At 64.6% G+C, this 19,455-nt stretch carries 18 protein-coding genes; 13 read left to right on the forward strand and 5 right to left on the reverse strand.

Features of this window, described 5'->3' with window-relative positions; all coding sequences use genetic code 11:
* Positions 1–216 precede the first annotated feature (216 nt).
* From hisC to C2I35_RS11885, 3 genes are read left to right on the forward strand one after another with little or no spacing between them, the layout of a single operon-like run.
* Positions 217–1,302, forward strand: coding sequence for a histidinol-phosphate transaminase (hisC, locus tag C2I35_RS11875; RefSeq protein WP_103763256.1), 1,086 nt, complete (start codon positions 217–219; stop codon positions 1,300–1,302).
* Positions 1,299–2,216, forward strand: a complete 918-nt coding sequence (locus C2I35_RS11880; RefSeq protein ID WP_103763257.1) for a prephenate/arogenate dehydrogenase family protein — start codon at positions 1,299–1,301, stop codon at positions 2,214–2,216. Before hisC ends, C2I35_RS11880 begins: the two co-directional genes overlap by 4 nt.
* Positions 2,217–2,221: 5 nt before the next feature.
* Entirely contained in the window at positions 2,222–2,827 is a 606-nt protein-coding gene (locus tag C2I35_RS11885; protein ID WP_103763258.1) for an extensin-like domain-containing protein, read from the forward strand.
* Positions 2,828–2,885: 58 nt separating this feature from the next.
* On the opposite strand, the gene C2I35_RS11890 is transcribed toward C2I35_RS11885, so the two are convergent.
* Positions 2,886–3,890 carry a DUF2125 domain-containing protein gene (locus C2I35_RS11890; RefSeq protein WP_245890475.1) on the reverse strand — a complete coding sequence of 335 codons (1,005 nt, stop codon included), beginning with the start codon at positions 3,888–3,890 and terminating at the stop codon, positions 2,886–2,888.
* Positions 3,891–3,973: 83 nt separating this feature from the next.
* On the opposite strand from C2I35_RS11890, the gene C2I35_RS11895 reads away from it, so the two are divergent.
* From C2I35_RS11895 to C2I35_RS11905, 3 genes are all read left to right on the forward strand, one after another.
* Entirely contained in the window at positions 3,974–4,504 is a 531-nt protein-coding gene (locus C2I35_RS11895) for a gamma-glutamylcyclotransferase (protein WP_170067193.1), read from the forward strand.
* Between the two features lie 103 nt (positions 4,505–4,607).
* Positions 4,608–5,831: a biopolymer transporter ExbB gene (locus C2I35_RS11900; protein ID WP_245890476.1), complete on the forward strand. Its 1,224-nt coding sequence runs from the start codon at positions 4,608–4,610 to the stop codon at positions 5,829–5,831.
* A 3-nt stretch (positions 5,832–5,834) separates the two neighbouring features.
* The gene (locus tag C2I35_RS11905; RefSeq protein ID WP_103763259.1) at positions 5,835–7,949 is read left to right on the forward strand and encodes a peptidoglycan -binding protein; all 2,115 of its coding nucleotides are present in this window, start codon (positions 5,835–5,837) and stop codon (positions 7,947–7,949) included.
* A gap of 31 nt (positions 7,950–7,980) precedes the next feature.
* Here C2I35_RS11905 and C2I35_RS11910 read toward each other — a convergent pair whose 3' ends face one another.
* The 3 genes from C2I35_RS11910 to gloB all read right to left on the reverse strand — a co-directional run bounded on the left by C2I35_RS11910 (position 7,981) and on the right by gloB (position 12,338).
* Positions 7,981–9,003 carry a M23 family metallopeptidase gene (locus C2I35_RS11910; protein ID WP_103763260.1) on the reverse strand — a complete coding sequence of 341 codons (1,023 nt, stop codon included), beginning with the start codon at positions 9,001–9,003 and terminating at the stop codon, positions 7,981–7,983.
* Between the two features lie 45 nt (positions 9,004–9,048).
* Positions 9,049–11,382 (reverse strand): ATP-dependent Clp protease ATP-binding subunit ClpA, encoded by a 2,334-nt coding sequence (clpA, locus tag C2I35_RS11915; protein WP_103763261.1) that lies wholly within the window; start codon positions 11,380–11,382, stop codon positions 9,049–9,051.
* 188 nt (positions 11,383–11,570) lie between these two features.
* Positions 11,571–12,338, reverse strand: a complete 768-nt coding sequence (gene gloB / locus C2I35_RS11920) for a hydroxyacylglutathione hydrolase (RefSeq protein ID WP_103763262.1) — start codon at positions 12,336–12,338, stop codon at positions 11,571–11,573.
* 64 nt (positions 12,339–12,402) lie between these two features.
* On the opposite strand from gloB, the gene C2I35_RS11925 reads away from it, so the two are divergent.
* The gene (locus C2I35_RS11925; protein WP_103763263.1) at positions 12,403–13,155 is read left to right on the forward strand and encodes a class I SAM-dependent methyltransferase; all 753 of its coding nucleotides are present in this window, start codon (positions 12,403–12,405) and stop codon (positions 13,153–13,155) included.
* Here the strand turns inward: C2I35_RS11925 and C2I35_RS11930 are convergent.
* Entirely contained in the window at positions 13,152–13,511 is a 360-nt protein-coding gene (locus C2I35_RS11930; protein WP_103763264.1) for a VanZ family protein, read from the reverse strand. The genes C2I35_RS11925 and C2I35_RS11930 overlap by 4 nt on opposite strands.
* Before the next feature lie 404 nt (positions 13,512–13,915).
* Here C2I35_RS11930 and C2I35_RS11935 point away from each other — a divergent pair, with 404 nt between their 5' ends.
* From C2I35_RS11935 to C2I35_RS11960, 6 genes are all read left to right on the forward strand, one after another.
* The gene (locus C2I35_RS11935) at positions 13,916–14,482 is read left to right on the forward strand and encodes a F0F1 ATP synthase subunit delta (protein WP_103763265.1); all 567 of its coding nucleotides are present in this window, start codon (positions 13,916–13,918) and stop codon (positions 14,480–14,482) included.
* Positions 14,483–16,021, forward strand: a complete 1,539-nt coding sequence (gene atpA, locus C2I35_RS11940) for a F0F1 ATP synthase subunit alpha (protein ID WP_103763266.1) — start codon at positions 14,483–14,485, stop codon at positions 16,019–16,021.
* A 15-nt stretch (positions 16,022–16,036) separates the two neighbouring features.
* Entirely contained in the window at positions 16,037–16,921 is an 885-nt protein-coding gene (locus tag C2I35_RS11945; protein ID WP_103763267.1) for a F0F1 ATP synthase subunit gamma, read from the forward strand.
* 20 nt (positions 16,922–16,941) lie between these two features.
* Positions 16,942–18,366 carry a F0F1 ATP synthase subunit beta gene (atpD, locus tag C2I35_RS11950; RefSeq protein ID WP_103763268.1) on the forward strand — a complete coding sequence of 475 codons (1,425 nt, stop codon included), beginning with the start codon at positions 16,942–16,944 and terminating at the stop codon, positions 18,364–18,366.
* A 75-nt stretch (positions 18,367–18,441) separates the two neighbouring features.
* Positions 18,442–18,885, forward strand: a complete 444-nt coding sequence (locus C2I35_RS11955) for a F0F1 ATP synthase subunit epsilon (RefSeq protein ID WP_103763269.1) — start codon at positions 18,442–18,444, stop codon at positions 18,883–18,885.
* A gap of 124 nt (positions 18,886–19,009) precedes the next feature.
* Entirely contained in the window at positions 19,010–19,360 is a 351-nt protein-coding gene (locus C2I35_RS11960; RefSeq protein ID WP_103763270.1) for an H-type lectin domain-containing protein, read from the forward strand.
* Positions 19,361–19,455 lie beyond the last annotated feature (95 nt).

The following is a 19,455-nucleotide window of genomic DNA, read 5'->3' on the forward strand; positions in this document are numbered from 1 at the left end:
GGCTTTGCCACTGATTCCGCGCCGGGGTGCGGAACGTGGACGTCTACGCTGGTATTTCAATGCACGCGGCGTGGTCTTCGCGCCGCATCTGGTGCGATTTGACTTGGTGGGGCTGGTCAGGGCGCGCGCGTCTCGGTAATGCGGAACATGACCATCCGTTCAGGGCCGCTGCGGCCCCTGGGCGGTGTGCCGCTGCCCCGTGAGGAATGACATCACATGACCAATATCACTCCCCAGCCCGGAATACTGGACATCGCCCCTTACGTGGGCGGGTCGAGCCATGTGGAGGGGGTAAGCAACGTGGTCAAGCTGAGCTCGAACGAGAACCCGTTCGGGCCGAGCGAGGCGGCGAAGGACGCGTTCCGCAAGGCGGCGTATGATCTGCATCGCTATCCGTCGACCGACCATGCCAGCCTGCGGGGCGCGATTGCAGACGTGCACGGGCTGGATGCCGACCGCATCGTCTGTGGCGTGGGCAGTGACGAGATCCTGTCGCTGCTGTGCCAGTGCTATGCCGGGCCGGGCGACGAGGTCATTCATACCGAGCATGGCTTTGCCATCTACAAGATCGCGGCGTTGTCCAATGGCGCGACGCCGGTCGAGGTGCCCGAGCGCGAGCGGGTGACGGATGTGGATGCGATTCTGACCGCGGTGACCGAGCGCACGCGGCTGGTGTTCATCGCCAACCCCAACAATCCGACCGGCACGATGATAGGCGACGGCGAGATCGCCCGGCTGGCCGAGGGGCTGCCGGAGCACGTGCTGCTGGTGCTGGATGGCGCCTATGCGGAGTATGTCGAGGGGTTCGACGGTGGCGCGGGGCTGGTCGATGCGCGCGAAAACGTGGTGATGACGCGGACCTTTTCCAAGATCTACGGGCTGGGCGGGCTGCGCGTGGGGTGGGGGTATGGTCCGGCACATGTGGTGGATGTTCTGAACCGGGTGCGTGGGCCGTTCAACCTGAGCCAGTCGGCGCTGGTCGCCGCCGAGGCCGCGGTGCGCGACCAGGCCTGGGTCGACAAATGCCGCGCGGACAATGCGCGAATGCGGGCGTGGCTGGCAGAGGCGCTGGCCGGGCATGGCGTCCCGTCGGACACGTCCCTGGCGAATTTCGTTCTCGCCCGCTTTGCCGATCAGGAACAGGCCGAGGCCTGTGACGAGTACCTGAAATCCGAGGGTCTGATCGTGCGCCGGGTGGCAGGCTATAACCTGCCGCATTGCCTGCGGATCACCGTTGGTGACGAGGCCAGCTCGCGCCGGGTGGCCCATGCGGTAGGGCAGTTCATGGGAGACGCGGAATGAGCGTGATCTATGACCGGGTTGCGCTGATCGGACTGGGGCTGATTGCCTCTTCGATGTTCTGGGCGATGAAGCGCGCCGGTCTGGCGGGCGAAGTCACGGGATATGCCCGGTCGCAGGAGACCCGCGATGTGGCACGCGAGATCGGGCTGTGCGACCGGGTCTGTGATAGCGCTGCCGAGGCCGTGGAGGGTGCGGACCTGGTGGTGCTGTGCGTGCCGGTGGGCGTGATGGGCGCGGTGGCCGAAGAGATTGCGCCGGCGCTGAAGCCGGGCGCCACGGTCAGCGACGTCGGCTCGGTCAAGAAGGCGGTGATCGAGGCGGTTGGTCCGCATTTGCCGCAAGGCGTGCATTTCGTACCCGCCCATCCGATGGCCGGGACCGAACATTCGGGGCCACGCTCGGGCTTTGCCGAATTGTTCGAGAACAAGTACTGCCTGATTGTGCCGGTGGAGGGCAGCGACCGCGCGGCGGTGGAGCGGCTGGAGGCGTTGTGGCAGGCGATGGGCGCCAGGACCGACGAGATGGATGCCGACCACCACGACCTTGTCTGCGCCGTGACCAGCCATACGCCGCACCTCATTGCCTATACGATGGTCGGCGTGGCCGACGACCTGCGCCGGGTGACCGACAGCGAGGTCATCAAGTATTCCGCCGCGGGGTTCCGCGACTTCACCCGGATTGCCGCCAGCGACCCCACCATGTGGCGCGACGTGTTCCTGACCAACAAGGAGGCGACGCTGGAAGTGCTGGGGCGTTTCACCGAGGAGCTGTTCGCGTTGCAACGGGCGATCCGCACCGGGGACGGTGATCTGCTGCATGATTATTTCACGCGGACGCGCAGCATCCGGCGTGGTATCATCGAGGCCGGGCAAGATACGGATGCGCCGGATTTCGGGCGCGTGAAAAAGGGTTGAGCAGGATGCGCTTGGCGTGGATTTTTCCAGTTTTTCTGGCAAGTTGTTCGTTTGGCGGCGGCAAGGGGGATGACCCCGAACTGGTCACGCGGGGGGCTGTCTGCGGCGACCCGTCGATACAGGGCGTGGTGGTGGGCGATGTGCCCGGAAACGGGGCCTGCGGGATCGCCAATGCGGTCGAGGTGGATGCTGTCGGCGGGGTTCTGCTGAGCCAGCCCGCGACGATGAACTGCAAGACAGCGCGGACGCTGAACGCCTGGGTGAAGAACGACATGAAGCCGATTGTCGGCGATACCGGCGGAGGCGTCAGAAGCCTGAAGGTCGCGGCGCATTACGTGTGCCGGACGCGCAATCACAAGCGCGGCGCGCGGCTGTCGGAACATTCCAAGGGCAACGCGATCGACATCTCGGCCTTCCTGTTGCGTGATGGCACGGATATCTCGGTTCTGAACGACTGGGGCACGGGCAAGCGCGGCAAGATCTTGCGGCAGTTGCATGGCTCGGCCTGCGGGCCGTTCGGCACGGTTCTGGGGCCGGGATCAGACGGGTATCACCGCGATCACTTCCATTTCGACACGGCGGATTACCGGAGCGGGTCCTACTGTCGATAGGGCGTATCAAATCTTTTGCAAAAAGATTTGCCAAAAGATTTCTGAAATCTTTTGGCCTCTAGCGCAGGCGCAGTACTGGCGCGGGGCCGAGGGGCACCGGGCCCAAGAGAACGCGGCCATCGCGCAGACCCAGCGGAATGTCGAGCGTCTTGGGGTTGCCGGCCATTTGCGACACCAGCGCGAGGCCGTCTTCGAGCGTGCCGGCAAAGCCCTGTGGCAGCGCGCCGCTGTCCACGGCGAGGCGCAGGATGTCGCGCCAGTTGCGCGCCTTGACGGTGATTTCGCCCGTGGGAATGCCGGCGGCGTCGACCGTGACCTCGCCCGCGGCCTGCAATTCCAGCCGGCCCCAGCGGGCTTCGGCCAGCTTGAGCTCGATGCGGCGGGGCTGGGGGCGGGCGTCCTCGATCGCCGAGAGGTCCCAGGGCTTGTCGAACGCCACGGTCATGTCTATCGACAGCGCCTCGAGCGAGTCGGGCAGGGTGTCGCCGGGATCGACCTTGACACGCCAGTCGAGCGCAGGGGTAAACCCGTCGGCGTTGAGGCCCAGGCGATAGCTGCTGTCGGCGGCGGTCGAGCGTTCGGCGGCGAGCGTCAGGCTGTCGGCGGTGGTCGGCTGGACGGTGGTGTCAGGCTGAATGGCGAGATTTTCGGCGGTCAGGGTCAGGCGATCCAGCGGCAGGCCCGGCGCGGCGCGGGTAACAAGGCTGGCGCGCATGTCCGTGCTGGTCACGTCGTACTTGGCCCGGGGCGTCGCGACCAGCTGATGATCGGGCCAGACGGCGATGATGTGGTTGGGCTTGTAGCTGAGCGCGAAGAGTTGGAAGAACGGTGCCTCCCACGCAAGGCCGGTGTCGGGGTCGGCGAGGCTGACATCGGTGAAGGTGGTGTCGAAGCGGTTGGGGAAGCCGCGGGTCGTGAGGTCGGAATACTCGGCCACCCAGCCATCGGCGCGACGGCCCTCGAACCACGCCTCGAACGCCTTGGTCGCGCCGGTGGAGCCGACGGCCCAGTAGACGGACCATGCCAGGGCCGCCACCACGATCAGGATCAACATGCCGCGCATCTGCCTATCAGCCTTCTTCCGAGCCCTTGCCGAGTGGTATTTAAAGTGATTAGGGGGCAGGGGAAAGCGCAAGGAGCGGAAAAATGACGATGTGGGTTTTCGGCTATGGGTCGCTGGTGTGGAACCCCGGCTTCACGCCGGTGCAGCGCGTGCTGGCCGCCTTGCCGGGCTATCATCGCAGCTTCTGCATGCGCTCGATCCACCACCGCGGCACCGAGGAGAACCCCGGCCTTGTGCTGGCGCTGGACGAAAGCCCGGATGCGCTGTGCCGGGGTGTGGCGCTGGCGGTGCACGAGGACGAAGAGGACAAGGTGCTGGCCTATCTGCGCGAGCGGGAACTGGTGTCGGCGGCCTATCTTGAGAAAGAGCTGGACATCATGCTGCGCGACGGGCGGCAGGTGCGGGCGCTGACCTATGTCATCGACGCCGATCACGTGCAGTATTGCGGCGGGCTGGACCTGGAGGAACAGGCCCGGATCATCGCGCGCGCGCATGGCGGGCGGGGGCCGAACCACGAGTATCTTTTCCAGACCGTCGCGCATCTGGAGGAGCTGGGCATCGTTGATCCCGAACTGGACTGGCTGGTGCGGCGGGTGAAGGGGATCGGGGTCTGAGCAAACCTGCGGCGAAGGTGCGGCAAACGCTTTAAAACCTTGGCTTCAAAGTGGTTAACGCGTAGGGTGTCGCCAAACAATAACCGCGCCGGGAGCCGTCCAGATGGACCAGCCGGACCGTGAGGTCGAGCCCAACTTTTCACACCCCGTGAGGCAGATCACGCTGATGCTGATCGTGCTGGCCCTGACGGGGCTTGGCGCGTTCTTCGCGCTGCCGCGGGTATTGCCGGTGTTCCAGGCCAACCCGTACCTGAACGGGTTCATCCTGTTCGTCTTTGTGATCGGGGTGGTGGCCTGTTTCTGGCAGATGTACCAGCTGATCGGTTCGGTGCGCTGGATCGAGGGGTTTGTCCAAGAACGGGAAACACCCCAGGATATCAAGGCGCCGCTGCTGCTGGCACCCCTGGCGACCCTGCTGAAGCAGCGCGGCAAGCGGATGAAGATCGCGTCGGGCTCGGCGCGGTCGATCCTCGACTCGGTGGCACAGCGGATCGACGAGGCACGGGAGATCACGCGCTACATCACCAGCATGTTGATTTTCCTCGGCCTTTTGGGGACGTTCTATGGCCTGGCCACGACGGTGCCGGCGGTGGTGGACACGATCCGCAGCTTGGCCCCGCAGGACGGCGAGGAAGGCGTGGACGTGTTCAACCGCCTGATGACCGGGCTGGAATCGCAGTTGGGCGGCATGGGCGTGGCCTTTGCCAGTTCGCTCCTGGGCCTTGCCGGGTCGCTGGTGGTGGGCCTTCTGGAGCTGTTCGCGGGGCACGGGCAGAACCGGTTTTACCGCGAGTTGGAAGAGTGGATGTCGACGATCACGCGGGTCGGTCTTGCGTCGGGTGACGGCGAGGGCGGCAGCGAGGCGGGCGTGATGGCCAGCGTCGTCGACCACATGGGCGAGCAGATGGAGAGCCTGCAGCTGATGCTGACGCAATCCGACGTAAGCCGCGCGATGGTGGACGAAAAGCTGGGGCTTCTGGCGGATTCGATGGAGAAGCTGACCGCGCGTCTGACCGATAGCGCGCCCCTGCATGACGCGTTGTCGCGGGTGGCGGACGGGCAGGAAGAGCTGATCCGGCAGATGGCGAGCCACGAGGGCGAGAGCGGTGGGATCGACGCGGAAAGCCGGATGCGGCTGCGGTCGATCGACGTGCAGATGTTGCGCATCCTGGAGGAAATCAGCGCCGGGCGGCAGGAAAGCATGAGCGAGTTGCGCACCGACCTGAATTCGCTGTCGCGGGCGATCGGGCAGTTGGCGTCGAGCCATGGGCGAAGCGATGCGGCGCCACGGGCACTGCGCCGCACCGAGCGGGAGCAGGGGAGCTAGGCGATGGCCCTGTCACGGCGCACCGGCGCACGATTCCAGGCCTCTATCTGGCCGGGATTCGTGGATGCGATGACGGGCCTTCTGCTGGTGCTGATGTTCGTGCTGACCATCTTCATGGTGGTGCAGTTCGTTTTGCGCGAGACGATCAGCGGACAGGAAAGCCGGCTGGACGAGCTGTCGTCCGAAGTGGCGGCGCTGAGCCGGGCGCTGGGGTTGGAACAGGACCGCAACGCCACGCTGACCGAGCGGGTGGGTGCGCTGACCGCGACGCTGGGCGATGCGCGGGAACGGCAGGAACAGCAGGCGGCGCTGATCGCGGCACAGGAATCGCAGATCGCCGAGGCAGAGGCCCGGATCGCCAGTTTCGAGGAACAGGTGGCGGGGCTGTTGGCGCAGCGCGACGAAAACCTTGGCACGATTGCGGACCTGGAAGGCCAGCGCGAAGAGTTGCTGAGTGAGCAGGAGCAGTTGCAGTTGGCATTGGCGGGTTTGCGCGACGAGATCGATGCGCAGGAAGAAGCCGCGCGGTTGGCGGCGGCACAGGCCGATGCGCTGGAGGCGATGATCGCGGAATTGCGCGGCGAGGCCGAGGCGGATGAGGCGGCGCAGGCGGAGCTGACCGCGCAGGTCGAGGATTTGCAGGCGCAATTATCGGACGAAGAGAAGGCGCGGCTGGCCGAGGCGGCTGCGGCGGAGGCACTGCGTGATCGCTTGGAAAACGCGGATGCGGAGCTGACGGCGATGACGCTGGCGCTGGAGGAACAGCGCAGGAAAGCCGAGGAAACGCTGGCCATGCTGGCCGCGGCCGAGGACGCGCAGGAGGATCTGGACGTGCGGCTGGCGGCGGCGCTGATGGCGCAGCAGGAGGCCGAAGCCGCGTTGACGGAGGCCGAGAGCGGACAGGAGGTGACCCGCTCTCAGTTGAACTCTGTCGAGGCGGAACTGGCGCAGGCGCTGGCGGATATGGAGGCCGAGACGGTGCGGGCCGAGGAGTTGCAGCTTCGGCTGAGCGAGACCGAAGCGGAACTGGCCGCCTTGAGTAAGGAAAGCGGCGAGGTGGCGCAGACCGCGGCAAGTCTGGAAGAGCGGTTGGCCGAGGCATTGGCGGCCAAGACCGCCGCCGAGAACGAGGCGGTGGAGAATGCCGATCTGATCGCGGATTTGAGGCGACAAGTCGAGGCGCTGGAGGCAGATGTGCAGGCGCGCGACAAGCGGATCGCGTCTTTGATGGCGGCGAACGAGGCGGCCACGGCGGAGGCCATGTCGGCGGAAGATGTGCGCGCGCAGCTGGCCGCGGCCCTGGCCGCGAAGCTGGCCGCCGAAGAGGAGGCCGAAGCGCGGCTGACGGAAGCCGAGCAGCGGGCGGCGATGCTGGGGCAGGTGCAGGCGGAGCTGGACCGGCAGCGTTCGTTGGCCGACGAGGCGCAAGAGGAAGAGGCGCTGCTGAACCAGCAGGTGCGCGCATTGCGTGATCAGTTGGGGCAGTTGCAGGCGCTTCTGGACGATGCCAAGGCGCGCGAGGCCGCATCGGAAGTGCAGCTGCAATCGCTGGGCAACGAGTTGAACACCGCGCTGGCGCGGGTGGCGGCCGAGGAACGGCGGCGGCGCGAACTGGAGGAAGCCGAGCGCAAGCGGCTGGAGGCGGAACGTGCGGACCTTGAGAAGTTCCGGTCGGAGTTCTTTGGCCGGTTGCGGCAGTTGCTGGAAGAACAGGAAGGCGTGCGGATCGTGGGCGACCGCTTCGTCTTCTCGTCCGAAGTACTGTTCGCACAGGGTGAAGCGCGCCTGTCGGACGCGGGCGAAGGCGAGCTGGCGAAGGTGGCCGATATCCTGCGCACCGTGGCCGAGAACATTCCCGAGGATATCGACTGGGTGATCCAGGTGGACGGGCATACCGACAACGTGCCGGTGCGCGCGGGCGCGCGGTTCGAGGACAACTGGGAGCTAAGCCAGCAGCGGGCCCTGTCGGTGGTGCGCTACCTTGTGGATTTCCTGGGTCTGCCGCCGGAGCGTTTGTCGGCCAACGGGTTCGGGCAGTACCAGCCGATCAACCCCGCCGACACCCCCGAGGCGCGGGCGCAGAACCGGCGGATCGAGCTGAAGCTGACGGAGAAGTAGGCGCGAGCCTGTCGCGGACACCCCGGTGGCGCTACTCGGCCAGAACGATGATGTCGGCGTGGCGGTTGGCCAGCACCTGGCCGTCCCGTTCCAGCGTCACGTAGCCGCGATAGGCGCCGGGGGGCCAGCCGCCCTCGGGCGCGCGGCGGCCATAGGCGCGGAAAAGCTGAGCCTGCGGGGCCTCGAGCGTTTCGGAATGGGTGAAGATTTCGCCTTCGGGGCCGGAGGCGGTGACGCGCATGGCGTCGCCGGGTTGGGCATAGAAAACGTGACCATAGAGCACTAGCGGCGTGTCGGGCGTTGTCTCGGACACGCGGGCGTCGCCGGATTTCACGTCATCGAATTTCGGCACGGCGGTGGAGAAACCGGCGGTGAAAAGCCCGGCGCGGTCATAGGGCAGGGCGCTTTCCCATAGGCCCGGGCCGGTGGCGGTGCCGCAGGTGCCCGGCTCGGCCTTGGGCAGGAACGGGTCGATCACCTCGCCGTCCTTGAGGACCGAAAGGTGGATGTGGGGCGCGTTGGTGAGACCGCTGAGGCCGATTTGACCCAAGGGCGTGCCGCTGTCGACCTCCTGTCCTTCGGTCACGGCGATGGAGCCCTTTTTCATGTGGCAATAGAGTGTCTGCCAGCCGCTGCCGTGGTCGATGCGCACGGCATTGCCGCATTCCCGGCCTGCGATGGCGTCGCGGGTCTCTTCGGTCACGGGGGTGTCTTCCATCCCATCGCGCAGGGCGGCGACGCGGCCCGGGGCGGCGGCGAGGACGTTGACGCCCTGATCCATCGCCTCGAACGAGAGCAGGTGAATGTCGGTGCCGCGGTGGCCGTCGCGGCTTTTGAGGCTGCACATGAAGTCGTGCTGGCCCGGGCCGGGGTCGAGGTCGACGTAATCCTCGATATAGCAGGTCTGGCCCAGGGCGCAGTCGATGGGCAGCGCGAGCGTGGGCGGCTCGGCCAGGGCAGGTGTGGTCAGCAGGGCGATGGCAAGGGCGGCAAGGGAGAGGCGTGTCGGCACGGGGTCATCTCGCAGGCTGGTCGAACGGAAAACGGGCGGCATTGGATGCCGCCCGTCATGTAGTCTATCGCAAAGCCTGCGCCGGTGTCACTCGGCCGTGAGTAACGGCGGCTTCTTGCCCGAAAGGCGCGGATGCTCCGGCCCTTCGATGCGCAGGTCGATCTGGCCGTCCTTGACGCCGACCTTGACCACACCGCCCTTGGCGAGCTTGCCGAACAGCAGTTCTTCTGCCAGCGGCTTCTTGATGTGTTCCTGGATCACGCGGCCAAGCGGACGCGCGCCCATCTTGTCATCGTAGCCCTTGTCGGCCAGCCATTCGGCGGCGGGCTTCGTCAGTTCGATGGTCACGTTGCGATCCATCAGCTGCGCCTCGAGTTGCAGCACGAACTTTTCGACCACTTGCAGGATGACATCCTTGGGCAGCGCGCCGAAGGAGATGACCGCATCCAGCCGGTTGCGGAATTCCGGCGTGAAGGTGCGTTCGATCGCGGCGGTATCTTCGCCCTCGCGGCTGTCGCGGCCAAAGCCGATGGCCGACTTGGCAAGCTCGGTGGCGCCGGCGTTCGAGGTCATGATCAGGACCACGTTGCGGAAGTTCACCGTGCGGCCGTTGTGATCGGTCAGGTTGCCGTGGTCCATCACCTGCAGAAGGATGTTGAACACGTCCGGGTGAGCCTTTTCGATCTCGTCCAGCAGCAGCACGCAATGCGGGTGCTGGTCGACGCCATCGGTCAGAAGGCCGCCCTGGTCGAAGCCGACATAGCCCGGAGGTGCGCCAATGAGGCGCGAGACAGCGTGTTTCTCCATGTATTCGGACATGTCGAAGCGCAGAAGTTCCACGCCCAGCGTATCGGCCAGCTGTTGCGCCACCTCGGTCTTGCCCACGCCGGTGGGGCCGGCGAAGAGGTAGTTGCCGATGGGCTTTTCAGGCTCGCGCAGACCGGCCCGGGACAGCTTGATCGCCGCCGACAGCGCCTCGATCGCAGTGTCCTGACCGAAGACGACGCGTTTGAGCGAGCCTTCAAGATCCTTGAGAACCGCGGCATCGTCCTTGGAGACGTTTTTCGGGGGAATGCGGGCAATCTTGGCCACGACATTCTCGATCTCCTTGGGGCCGATTGACTTGCGTCGCTTGGAGGCCGCCACGAGATGCTGTGCGGCACCGGCTTCGTCGATGACATCGATGGCCTTGTCGGGCAGCTTGCGGTCGTTGATGTAGCGCGCCGAAAGGTCCACCGCGGACTTGATGGCCTCTGCGGTGTACTTCACGCTGTGATGCTCCTCGAAATAGGGCTTGAGGCCCTTGAGGATCTTGATCGCGTCATCGACCGTGGGTTCGACCACGTCGATTTTCTGGAACCGGCGGGAAAGGGCGCGGTCCTTCTCGAAATGCTGGCGGAACTCCTTGAACGTGGTGGAGCCCATGCAACGCAGCTTGCCGCCTTGAAGCGCGGGCTTCAGCAGGTTGGAGGCGTCCATCGCGCCGCCAGAGGTGGCGCCGGCGCCGATGACGGTGTGAATCTCGTCGATGAAGAGCACCGCGTCGGGATGTTCCTCAAGCTCGGTCATGACGGCCTTGAGCCGTTCCTCGAAATCACCGCGGTAGCGCGTGCCCGCAAGGAGCGCGCCCATGTCGAGCGAAAAGATGGTTGTCTTGGACAGGACCTTGGGTGTCTGGCCGCCGACGATCTTGTGCGCCAGGCCCTCGGCGATGGCGGTCTTGCCCACGCCGGGATCGCCCACCAGAAGCGGGTTGTTCTTGCGGCGGCGGCAGAGCACCTGGATGCAGCGCTCGACCTCGCTGTCGCGGCCAATCAGGGGGTCGACATCGCCCTGGCGGGATTTCTCGTTCAGATCGACGCAATATTTGGCCAGCGCGGATTCGCCATTCTCCACCTGCTCGCCCTCCGTGGAGGACTTGGCGGATTCGGATTCTTCCTCGCCCACGCCCTGCACCGGGCGGGATTCGCCGTAGGCGGGGTCCTTGGCGACGCCATGGGCGATGAAGTTGACCGCGTCGTAGCGGGTCATGTCCTGTTCCTGAAGGAAGTAGGCGGCGTTCGACTCGCGCTCGGCGAAGATGGCGACGAGCACGTTGGCGCCCGTGACCTCGGTGCGGCCGGAGGATTGCACATGGATGGCGGCGCGCTGGATAACGCGCTGGAAGGCGGCGGTCGGAACCGCCTCGGAGCCTTCGATGTCGGTAACTAGGTTGGACAGGTCATCGTCGATGAATTCGACCAGCGTGGTGCGCAGGTCCTCGGTATCGACACTGCACGCCTTCATCACGCGGGCCGCATCGGGCTCGTCGATCAGGGCGAGCAGGAGGTGTTCCAGCGTCGCGAATTCATGTTGCCGAGCATTGGCCAGGGCCAATGCGGCGTGGATTGCCTGTTCAAGGGTGTTCGAGAATGACGGCACGGTGTGCTCCCTCTGCTTGGGCTAGGGCCGGTCCCACGACCTTCGCCTTATATGATTAAAGTTTGGTCGATACAGGCCAGCCTTCAAGGACTTTTTTCCCAAACCCGTTCACTTTTCCCTTTCCTATCTTACAAAAGCTGCTTTTACAGGCCATGCCGTGACAATTTGGCCAGCCCGCGTGGGCGCGCCTAGAAATTGTCCTTTCGGGTGCGGATTTCGGCGAACACGTCGGCGGCGTCGGCGCCCGTCATGCCCAGATGCGCCTGCACGGCGGGATCGGTGGCACGCAGGAAGGGGTTGGTGGCCAGTTCTTCGGACAGGGTGGAGGGAACGGTCGGTTTCCCTTGATCGCGGGCGGCTTCGACCGCCTTGACCCTTGATATAAGCGCCGGATTGTCGGGATCAATAGTGACCGCGAAACGCCCGTTGGCGGCGGTGTATTCATGGCCCGAGCAGATGGTCGTGTCGGGCGGCAGGGCGGCCAGCTTCGACAGGCTGTCCCACATTTGCGGCATGGTGCCCTCGAAGACGCGGCCACAGCCCAAGGCCATCAGGCTGTCGGCGGTGAAGGCGACCTTGCTGTCGGGGAAGTGAAAGGCGATGTGGCCGATGGTGTGACCCGAGACATCCATGACGGTGCCGGTGTCGGAGCCGATGGTGACCGTATCGCCGTCATTCAGCGCGATATCGAGTTTTGGCAGGCGGGAGGCGTCGGCGGCGTGGCCGACGACCTTTGCGTCATGTTCGGCCAGTAGCTCGTCCAGGCCCTGCACGTGGTCGGCATGGTGGTGGGTGATCAGCACATGCGTGGCGGACCAGCCCTTGTCGGCCAGCGCCTTGAGGATCGGCGCGGCCTCGGGGACATCGACGACGGCGGTGTCGCCGGTTTCGGGGTCGTGGGCGAGGAAGGCGTAGTTGTCCGAAAGGCACGGGACGGTTTCGATCTGCAATGTCATTGGTCCATCCTTGAATTCGTGGTTATGTTTGTTCCGAGAGTGACGGATCGAGGCGCGGGCTGCAATGCATCTGGATGTGCAGGACCTGAGGAATTTCTATTACCGCAACCAGCTGGGGCGTGCGGTGCAGAAAACCGTGGGCGCTGAGATCAGGGCGCTGTGGCCCGAAGCGAAGGGGCAGACAGTGGCCGGTTACGGCTTTGCCGTGCCGTTCCTGCGGCCCTACCTGAAAGACAGCCGGCGGGTGATCGCGCTGATGCCCGCGCCGCAGGGCGTGATCCACTGGCCCGCCGACAAGCCCAATATCAGCGTTTTGTGCGAGGAAACGCTGTGGCCGCTGGAAACGGGGCGGGTCGACAAGCTGATGCTGGTGCATGGGCTGGAGACCTGTGAGCGGCCAGGTGAACTGTTGGAGGAATGCTGGCGGGTGCTGGGGCCGGGGGGATCGGCGCTCTTCGTGGTGCCGAACCGCGCCGGGCTGTGGTCGCGCAGTGACCGGACGCCGTTCGGGTACGGGCGACCCTATAGCCAGAGCCAGTTGGAGGCACAGCTGAAGACCCGCAATTTCCTGCCCGAGCGGCATGTGACCGCGCTTTACCAGCCGCCGTCGCACCGGAAATTCTGGCGTAAGACCGCGGGCATGTGGGAAAACATGGGCGGCAAGCTGTCGGTGGTGCTGAAAGGCGGGGTGCTGATCGTGCAGGCCACCAAACGGGTGCACGCGCCGACCGATCGCGGCTCGGCCATCCGGGACACGGTGCGCAGTCCGCTGGGGGTGCTGGCGCCGAAGCCGAAACCGGAGGCGAAGCCGGTTTAACGGCGCCGGAAGGCTGCGCGAAACCCCCACCCCAGGGCGAGGCCCAGCCCGACGCCGAGCGCATCGGCCAGCAGGTCCAGCCATTCGGCGCCGCGCCCGAAGGCTGGCTGGATCACCTCGATCGCCGCGCCGAACGCGATGTAGACGGGCGCGAGGCGCAGGGCGCGGCGCGGTTCGGTCACGGCCATGGGCAGGATCAGGGCCGCGAAGGCCAGAAGGTGAAGCACCTTGTCGTGCAATGTGAACGGCGGGGGGTGCCCGTGCGACGGCCAAAGCGTGGTGACAAGGATGCCGAGCGCGAGCGCCAGGGTCAGGACGTGGGCGAGACGTAGACTGAAGGGGGCGGGACGGGTCATCAGGCGTCCTTAGGGAGATGGAGCACGCTGTGCAACGTGGAAGAAAGTGGGCCCACATGCGCGTGCTTGAGAGTGTGGTAGCGTTAACGGCTTTTGATGCGCCAAAACCCTTTGATGCCTGACTTCTGTGCAGGTTGCGCAGGAAGGAATCGCAAAAAAGCGACGAAAAGTTACGATTTTTGTCGCAATAAAATTGCGCATTCGGTCGCAGAGCGCGTAAGTCATTGAAAAGTAAGGGCGACCGCCGGGGTCTTAGTCCGTCCTGCTGGCTTGCGAGGTTCACAACGGTCTGCTAAACCGCCCACGAAAATCGATGTCTCGCGAGTTTCATCGTCTCTAACCACCCTGGTAAAGACGGCCTTTGCGCCGTCTTTTGTCGAGCCGGGGTCAGAACTATCGGAAGGGTGGACGTGTCCGAACCAGCTTCGATCTCCTCCGGCATTGCCGAACGCTATGCCACTGCCATTTTCGAGCTTTCCAAAGATGCCAACTCGCTGGACAAGCTTGAAACGAACCTCGCCGATCTTTCCGCCGCTCTTGATGACAGTGCCGATCTGCGTGACCTGCTCAGCAGCCCGGTTGTCAGCCGGGAAGATCAGGAACGCGCCATCACGGCGGTTGCGGACAAGATGGGGCTCGTGCCCGAACTGAAGAACGGCCTGGCGCTGATGGCGCAGAAACGCCGCCTGTTCGCGGTGCCGCAACTGGTGCGCCAGCTGAACGAGCGTATCGCGGACCACAAGGGCGAAGTGACCGCCGATGTGACCAGCGCCGTCAAGCTGACCGACGCACAGTCGAAGAAGCTGGCCGAGACGCTGAAAAGCACCGTCGGAAAAGACGTGAAGATCAATGCGACCGTCGATGAAAGCCTCATTGGCGGTCTTGTCGTAAAGGTGGGCTCGAAGATGATCGACACGTCGATCCGCTCGCGCCTCAATTCCCTACAGAATGCAATGAAAGAGGTCGGATAAATGGGTATCCAAGCTGCAGAGATTTCTGCGATCCTTAAGGACCAGATCAAGAATTTCGGCCAGGAGGCCGAAGTTGCCGAGGTGGGTCGCGTGCTGTCAGTCGGTGACGGGATTGCCCGTGTGCACGGCCTCGACAATGTGCAGGCCGGTGAGCTGGTGGAATTCCCCGGCAACATCATGGGCATGGCGCTGAACCTGGAAAACGACAACGTCGGTGTCGTGATCTTCGGTTCGGACCGCGACATCAAGGAAGGCGACACCGTCAAGCGCACCAAGTCGATCGTGGACGTTCCGATCGGTGACGAGCTGCTGGGCCGAGTCGTGGACGGCCTTGGCAACCCGCTGGACGGCAAGGGCCCGATCAAGGCCAAGAGCCGCGGCGTTGCCGACGTGAAAGCGCCGGGCATCATCCCGCGTAAATCGGTTCATGAACCGATGGCAACCGGCCTGAAATCGGTCGACGCGATGATCCCCGTTGGCCGTGGCCAGCGCGAGCTGATCATTGGCGACCGCCAGACCGGCAAGACCGCAATCGCGCTCGATACGATGCTGAACCAGAAGTCGTATAACGACGCGGCCGGTGACGACGAGAGCAAGAAACTTTACTGCGTCTACGTCGCCGTCGGCCAGAAGCGGTCGACCGTGGCGCAGCTGGTGAAGAAGCTGGAAGAAGCCGGCGCGATGGAATACTCCATCGTCGTGGCCGCCACCGCATCCGACCCCGCGCCGATGCAGTTCCTGGCGCCCTATTCGGCGACCGCCATGGCGGAGCATTTCCGCGACAACGGCCGCCACGCGCTGATCGTGTACGATGACCTGTCGAAACAGGCCGTGGCCTATCGCCAGATGTCGCTGCTGCTGCGCCGCCCGCCGGGCCGCGAAGCCTATCCGGGTGACGTTTTCTACCTGCACTCCCGTCTGCTGGAGCGTTCGGCGAAGCTGAACGAGGACAACGGCTCGGGCTCGCTGACGGCGCTGCCGATCATCGAGACCCAAGGCGGCGACGTGTCGGCGTTTATTCCGACCAACGTGATCTCGATCACCGACGGTCAGATCTTCCTGGAAACGGAACTGTTCTACCAGGGCATCCGCCCCGCCGTGAACACCGGTCTGTCAGTGTCGCGCGTGGGCTCTTCGGCCCAGACCAACGCGATGAAGTCGGTCGCGGGTCCGGTGAAACTGTCACTGGCCCAGTATCGTGAGATGGCGGCCTTCGCCCAGTTCGGTTCGGACCTCGACGCCTCGACCCAGCAGCTGCTGAACCGGGGCGAGCGTCTGACCGAGCTGATGAAGCAGCCGCAGTATTCGCCGCTGACCAACGCCGAGATCGTCTGCGTCATCTACGCGGGCACCAACGGGTACCTCGACAAGATCAAGGTCGACCAGGTTGGCCGGTTCGAGGATGGTCTGCTGAACCACATGCGCAGCAAGCGTAAGGACGTTCTTGACTGGATCACCAACGAGGATCCCAAGATCAAGGGCGACGCCGAAGACAAGCTCAAGTCGGCCATCGAAGAGTTCGCAGCCGACTTCGGATAAGGGGGTGACGAGGCAATGCCGAGTCTGAAGGACCTAAAAAACAGGATCGAGTCGGTCAAATCGACCCGCAAGATCACCAAGGCCATGCAGATGGTGGCCGCCGCGAAACTGCGGCGGGCCCAGGATGCGGCCGAAATGGCCCGCCCCTATGCCGAGCGGTTCAACGCCGTGATGTCCAAGCTGGCCGCCGCGGCGGGCGACGCCGAGAACGCGCCGCCTTTGCTGCGCGGGACGGGCAAGGACGACGTGCATCTGCTGGTGGTGATGACCGCCGAGCGTGGTCTGTGCGGTGGGTTCAACGCCAACATCGCCAAGCTGGCGCGGGGCGAGATCAACAAGCTGCAGGCGGATGGCAAGACCGTGAAGGTCATCACCGTGGGCAAGAAGGGCCGCGACGCGCTGAAGCGTGACTTTGCGGATCTGTTCATCGACCATGTCGATCTGTCGGACGTCAAGAACGTGGGCTATGCCGACGCGCAGGCGATCGCGCAGAGGGTGCTGGACCTGTTTGACCAAGGCGATTTCGACGTTTGCAAGATCTTCTTCTCGGAGTTCGAGAACGTGGTCAGCCAGAAGCCGACGATAAAGCAGGTGATCCCCTTCGAGGTCGACGAAGCAGCGGCCGAAGAGTCGGACGATGCCGGCACGGTCTACGATTACGAGCCCGACGAGGACGCGATCCTGCGCGACCTGCTGCCCCGTGGCGTGGCGACCGCGATCTTCAGCGGCCTGCTGGAGAACGGTGCCAGCGAACAGGGCGCACGGATGTCGGCCATGGACAACGCGACGCGCAACGCCGGCGAGATGATCGAGGACCTGACCATCGAGTACAACCGCTCGCGTCAGGCCGTGATCACCAACGAGCTGATTGAAATTATTTCGGGCGCCGAGGCGCTTTAAGAACAACCGGAGAGACGACAATGGCCAAAGCAAAAGGCAAAATCACCCAGGTGATCGGCGCCGTGGTGGACGTGCAGTTCACCGACCACCTGCCCGAGATCCTGAACGCGCTGGAAACCGACAACAACGGCAAGCGGCTGGTCCTCGAAGTGGCGCAGCACCTTGGCGAAAGCACCGTGCGCACGATCGCCATGGACTCCACCGAGGGTCTGGTGCGCGGCCAGGAAGTGACCGACACCGACGGCCCGATCAGCGTGCCGGTGGGCGACGCCACCCTGGGCCGCATCCTGAACGTCATCGGCGAGCCGGTGGACGAGGGCGCGCCGATCAAGGCGAAAGAGACCCGCGCGATCCACCAGCCCGCACCCGAGTTCGAGGAACAGTCGACCGAGTCGGAAATCCTGGTCACCGGCATCAAGGTCGTCGACCTGCTGGCGCCTTACGCCAAGGGCGGCAAGATCGGCCTCTTCGGCGGCGCCGGCGTGGGCAAGACGGTTCTGATCATGGAACTGATCAACAACATCGCCAAGGTGCACTCGGGCTACTCGGTTTTCGCCGGTGTGGGCGAGCGGACCCGCGAGGGTAACGACCTGTACCACGAGATGATCGAGTCGAACGTGATCGACCCCGAGAACCTGGAAAACTCCCAGGTGGCGCTGGTCTACGGCCAGATGAACGAACCGCCGGGTGCCCGTGCCCGTGTCGCCCTGACCGGCCTGACGCTGGCCGAACAGTTCCGCGACGCGTCGGGAACCGACGTTCTGTTCTTCGTGGACAACATCTTCCGCTTCACGCAGGCGGGCTCCGAGGTGTCGGCTCTGCTCGGCCGTATCCCCTCGGCGGTGGGCTACCAGCCGACGCTGGCCACGGACATGGGCGCGATGCAGGAACGCATCACCTCGACGAAGCAGGGATCGATCACCTCGATCCAGGCCGTGTACGTGCCCGCGGACGACCTTACCGACCCGGCACCGGCCACGACCTTTGCCCACCTCGACGCCACGACCGTTCTGAGCCGTGCAATTTCGGAGCTGGGCATCTACCCGGCGGTGGACCCGCTCGACTCCAACTCGCGTCTCATGGACCCGCAGATCGTGGGCGAGGAGCATTACAAGGTGGCGCGTGACGTGCAGGGGATCCTGCAACGCTACAAGTCGCTGCAGGACATCATCGCGATCCTTGGCATGGACGAATTGTCCGAGGAAGATAAGCTGACCGTGGCCCGCGCCCGGAAGATCCAGCGCTTCCTCAGCCAGCCCTTCGACGTGGCCAAGGTGTTCACCGGCTCGGACGGCATCCAGGTGCCGCTGGAAGACACGATCGCGTCCTTCAAGGCCGTGGTTGCCGGCGAATACGACCACCTGCCCGAAGGGGCGTTCTACATGGTCGGCGGCATCGACGACGTGAAGGCCAAGGCCGAGAAGATGGCCGCGGACGCCGCATAAGCGTGGGTTTTCACCCACCCTACGGATAGATCCGCGGGGTGGGAGAAGCCTGGCGCGACAGAAACGGAGGCCAATATGGCTGATACAGTGCAATTCGACCTGGTGAGCCCCGAGCGCCTGCTGGCGTCGATCGAGGTGACGCAGGTGCAGATCCCTGGCAGCGACGGCGACATGACGGCGATGGCCGACCACGCGCCGCTGATCACGACGCTGCGCCCCGGTGTCGTCAGCGTGTCCGGCCCGGAGGGCGACAAGGAGTATGTCGTCACCGGTGGTTTCGCCGAGATCAACGCCGACTCGATCTCGGTCCTGGCCGAACGCGCGCTGCCGCGCGAGGACATGACGCAGGACGAGTTTCAGAAGATGGTCGACGAGGCTACCGACCGCCTGGCCAAAGCGCAGGAAACCTTCGTCAACGAGCCCGGCCCGGTGGACGACGCGGCGAAACTGCTGTCCGACATGGTGGCGATGGGCGACCAGATCGGTCTTTCGACCTCGTCCAAGGCCCCCGCTCCCTGAGCGCGGTCGGGCAAAAGACATGTTTCGGAAAGGGCCCACAAATGTCGGGCCCTTTTCCTTTTTGTTTAGCAATTTCGCCGAAAAGCGATATTAGAACCAATTGTGTGACGGCGCGCGGCGGTAGATGAAGTATCTTGTCAATCAGACCATGGGGATTGAACAGGGCGACGACGTCCTGTTCTCCGACTACGAGGATGGTGGCGAGATGTGGACCGGCACCGGCGCCCGCGAACGCCGCCGCAAGGTGAAATTCGGGACGGCTTTCAAAGAGCCGCCTTCGGTGCATGTCAGCCTGTCGATGTGGGACATGGCAAGCGCGACGAACGCCCGCGCGGACGTTACCGCCGAGAACGTGGCCGCAACAGGGTTCGATGTGGTTTTCCGCACATGGGGTGACACGCGCGTGGCCCGCGCCCGCATCCGGTGGATGGCGATCGGCGCCGTCCCGCACGAGGACGACTGGCAGCTCTACTGAAGAGTTTCGGGCCTCCGGCGGGGATAATTTTCGCCAGAGGAAGACGCGCGGGCATGCCTTTTCCTCTGGCCCCAATCAAACAATAGAGCGTGGCT

Origin of the sequence: Roseovarius confluentis, from assembly GCF_002917925.1 — a bacterium.
GTDB lineage: Bacteria > Pseudomonadota > Alphaproteobacteria > Rhodobacterales > Rhodobacteraceae > Roseovarius > Roseovarius confluentis.

What these genes read in the sequence shown, in the direction of transcription:
- hisC (WP_103763256.1), top strand. Translation starts at nt 217, where the DNA reads ATGACCAATATCACTCCCCAGCCCGGAATACTGGACATCGCCCCTTAC.
- C2I35_RS11880 (WP_103763257.1), top strand. Translation starts at nt 1,299, where the DNA reads ATGAGCGTGATCTATGACCGGGTTGCGCTGATCGGACTGGGGCTGATT.
- C2I35_RS11885 (WP_103763258.1), top strand. Translation starts at nt 2,222, where the DNA reads ATGCGCTTGGCGTGGATTTTTCCAGTTTTTCTGGCAAGTTGTTCGTTT.
- C2I35_RS11890 (WP_245890475.1), bottom strand. Translation starts at nt 3,890, where the DNA reads ATGCGCGGCATGTTGATCCTGATCGTGGTGGCGGCCCTGGCATGGTCC.
- C2I35_RS11895 (WP_170067193.1), top strand. Translation starts at nt 3,974, where the DNA reads ATGACGATGTGGGTTTTCGGCTATGGGTCGCTGGTGTGGAACCCCGGC.
- C2I35_RS11900 (WP_245890476.1), top strand. Translation starts at nt 4,608, where the DNA reads ATGGACCAGCCGGACCGTGAGGTCGAGCCCAACTTTTCACACCCCGTG.
- C2I35_RS11905 (WP_103763259.1), top strand. Translation starts at nt 5,835, where the DNA reads ATGGCCCTGTCACGGCGCACCGGCGCACGATTCCAGGCCTCTATCTGG.
- C2I35_RS11910 (WP_103763260.1), bottom strand. Translation starts at nt 9,003, where the DNA reads ATGCCGCCCGTTTTCCGTTCGACCAGCCTGCGAGATGACCCCGTGCCG.
- gloB (WP_103763262.1), bottom strand. Translation starts at nt 12,338, where the DNA reads ATGACATTGCAGATCGAAACCGTCCCGTGCCTTTCGGACAACTACGCC.
- C2I35_RS11925 (WP_103763263.1), top strand. Translation starts at nt 12,403, where the DNA reads ATGCATCTGGATGTGCAGGACCTGAGGAATTTCTATTACCGCAACCAG.
- C2I35_RS11930 (WP_103763264.1), bottom strand. Translation starts at nt 13,511, where the DNA reads ATGACCCGTCCCGCCCCCTTCAGTCTACGTCTCGCCCACGTCCTGACC.
- atpA (WP_103763266.1), top strand. Translation starts at nt 14,483, where the DNA reads ATGGGTATCCAAGCTGCAGAGATTTCTGCGATCCTTAAGGACCAGATC.
- C2I35_RS11945 (WP_103763267.1), top strand. Translation starts at nt 16,037, where the DNA reads ATGCCGAGTCTGAAGGACCTAAAAAACAGGATCGAGTCGGTCAAATCG.
- atpD (WP_103763268.1), top strand. Translation starts at nt 16,942, where the DNA reads ATGGCCAAAGCAAAAGGCAAAATCACCCAGGTGATCGGCGCCGTGGTG.
- C2I35_RS11955 (WP_103763269.1), top strand. Translation starts at nt 18,442, where the DNA reads ATGGCTGATACAGTGCAATTCGACCTGGTGAGCCCCGAGCGCCTGCTG.
- C2I35_RS11960 (WP_103763270.1), top strand. Translation starts at nt 19,010, where the DNA reads ATGAAGTATCTTGTCAATCAGACCATGGGGATTGAACAGGGCGACGAC.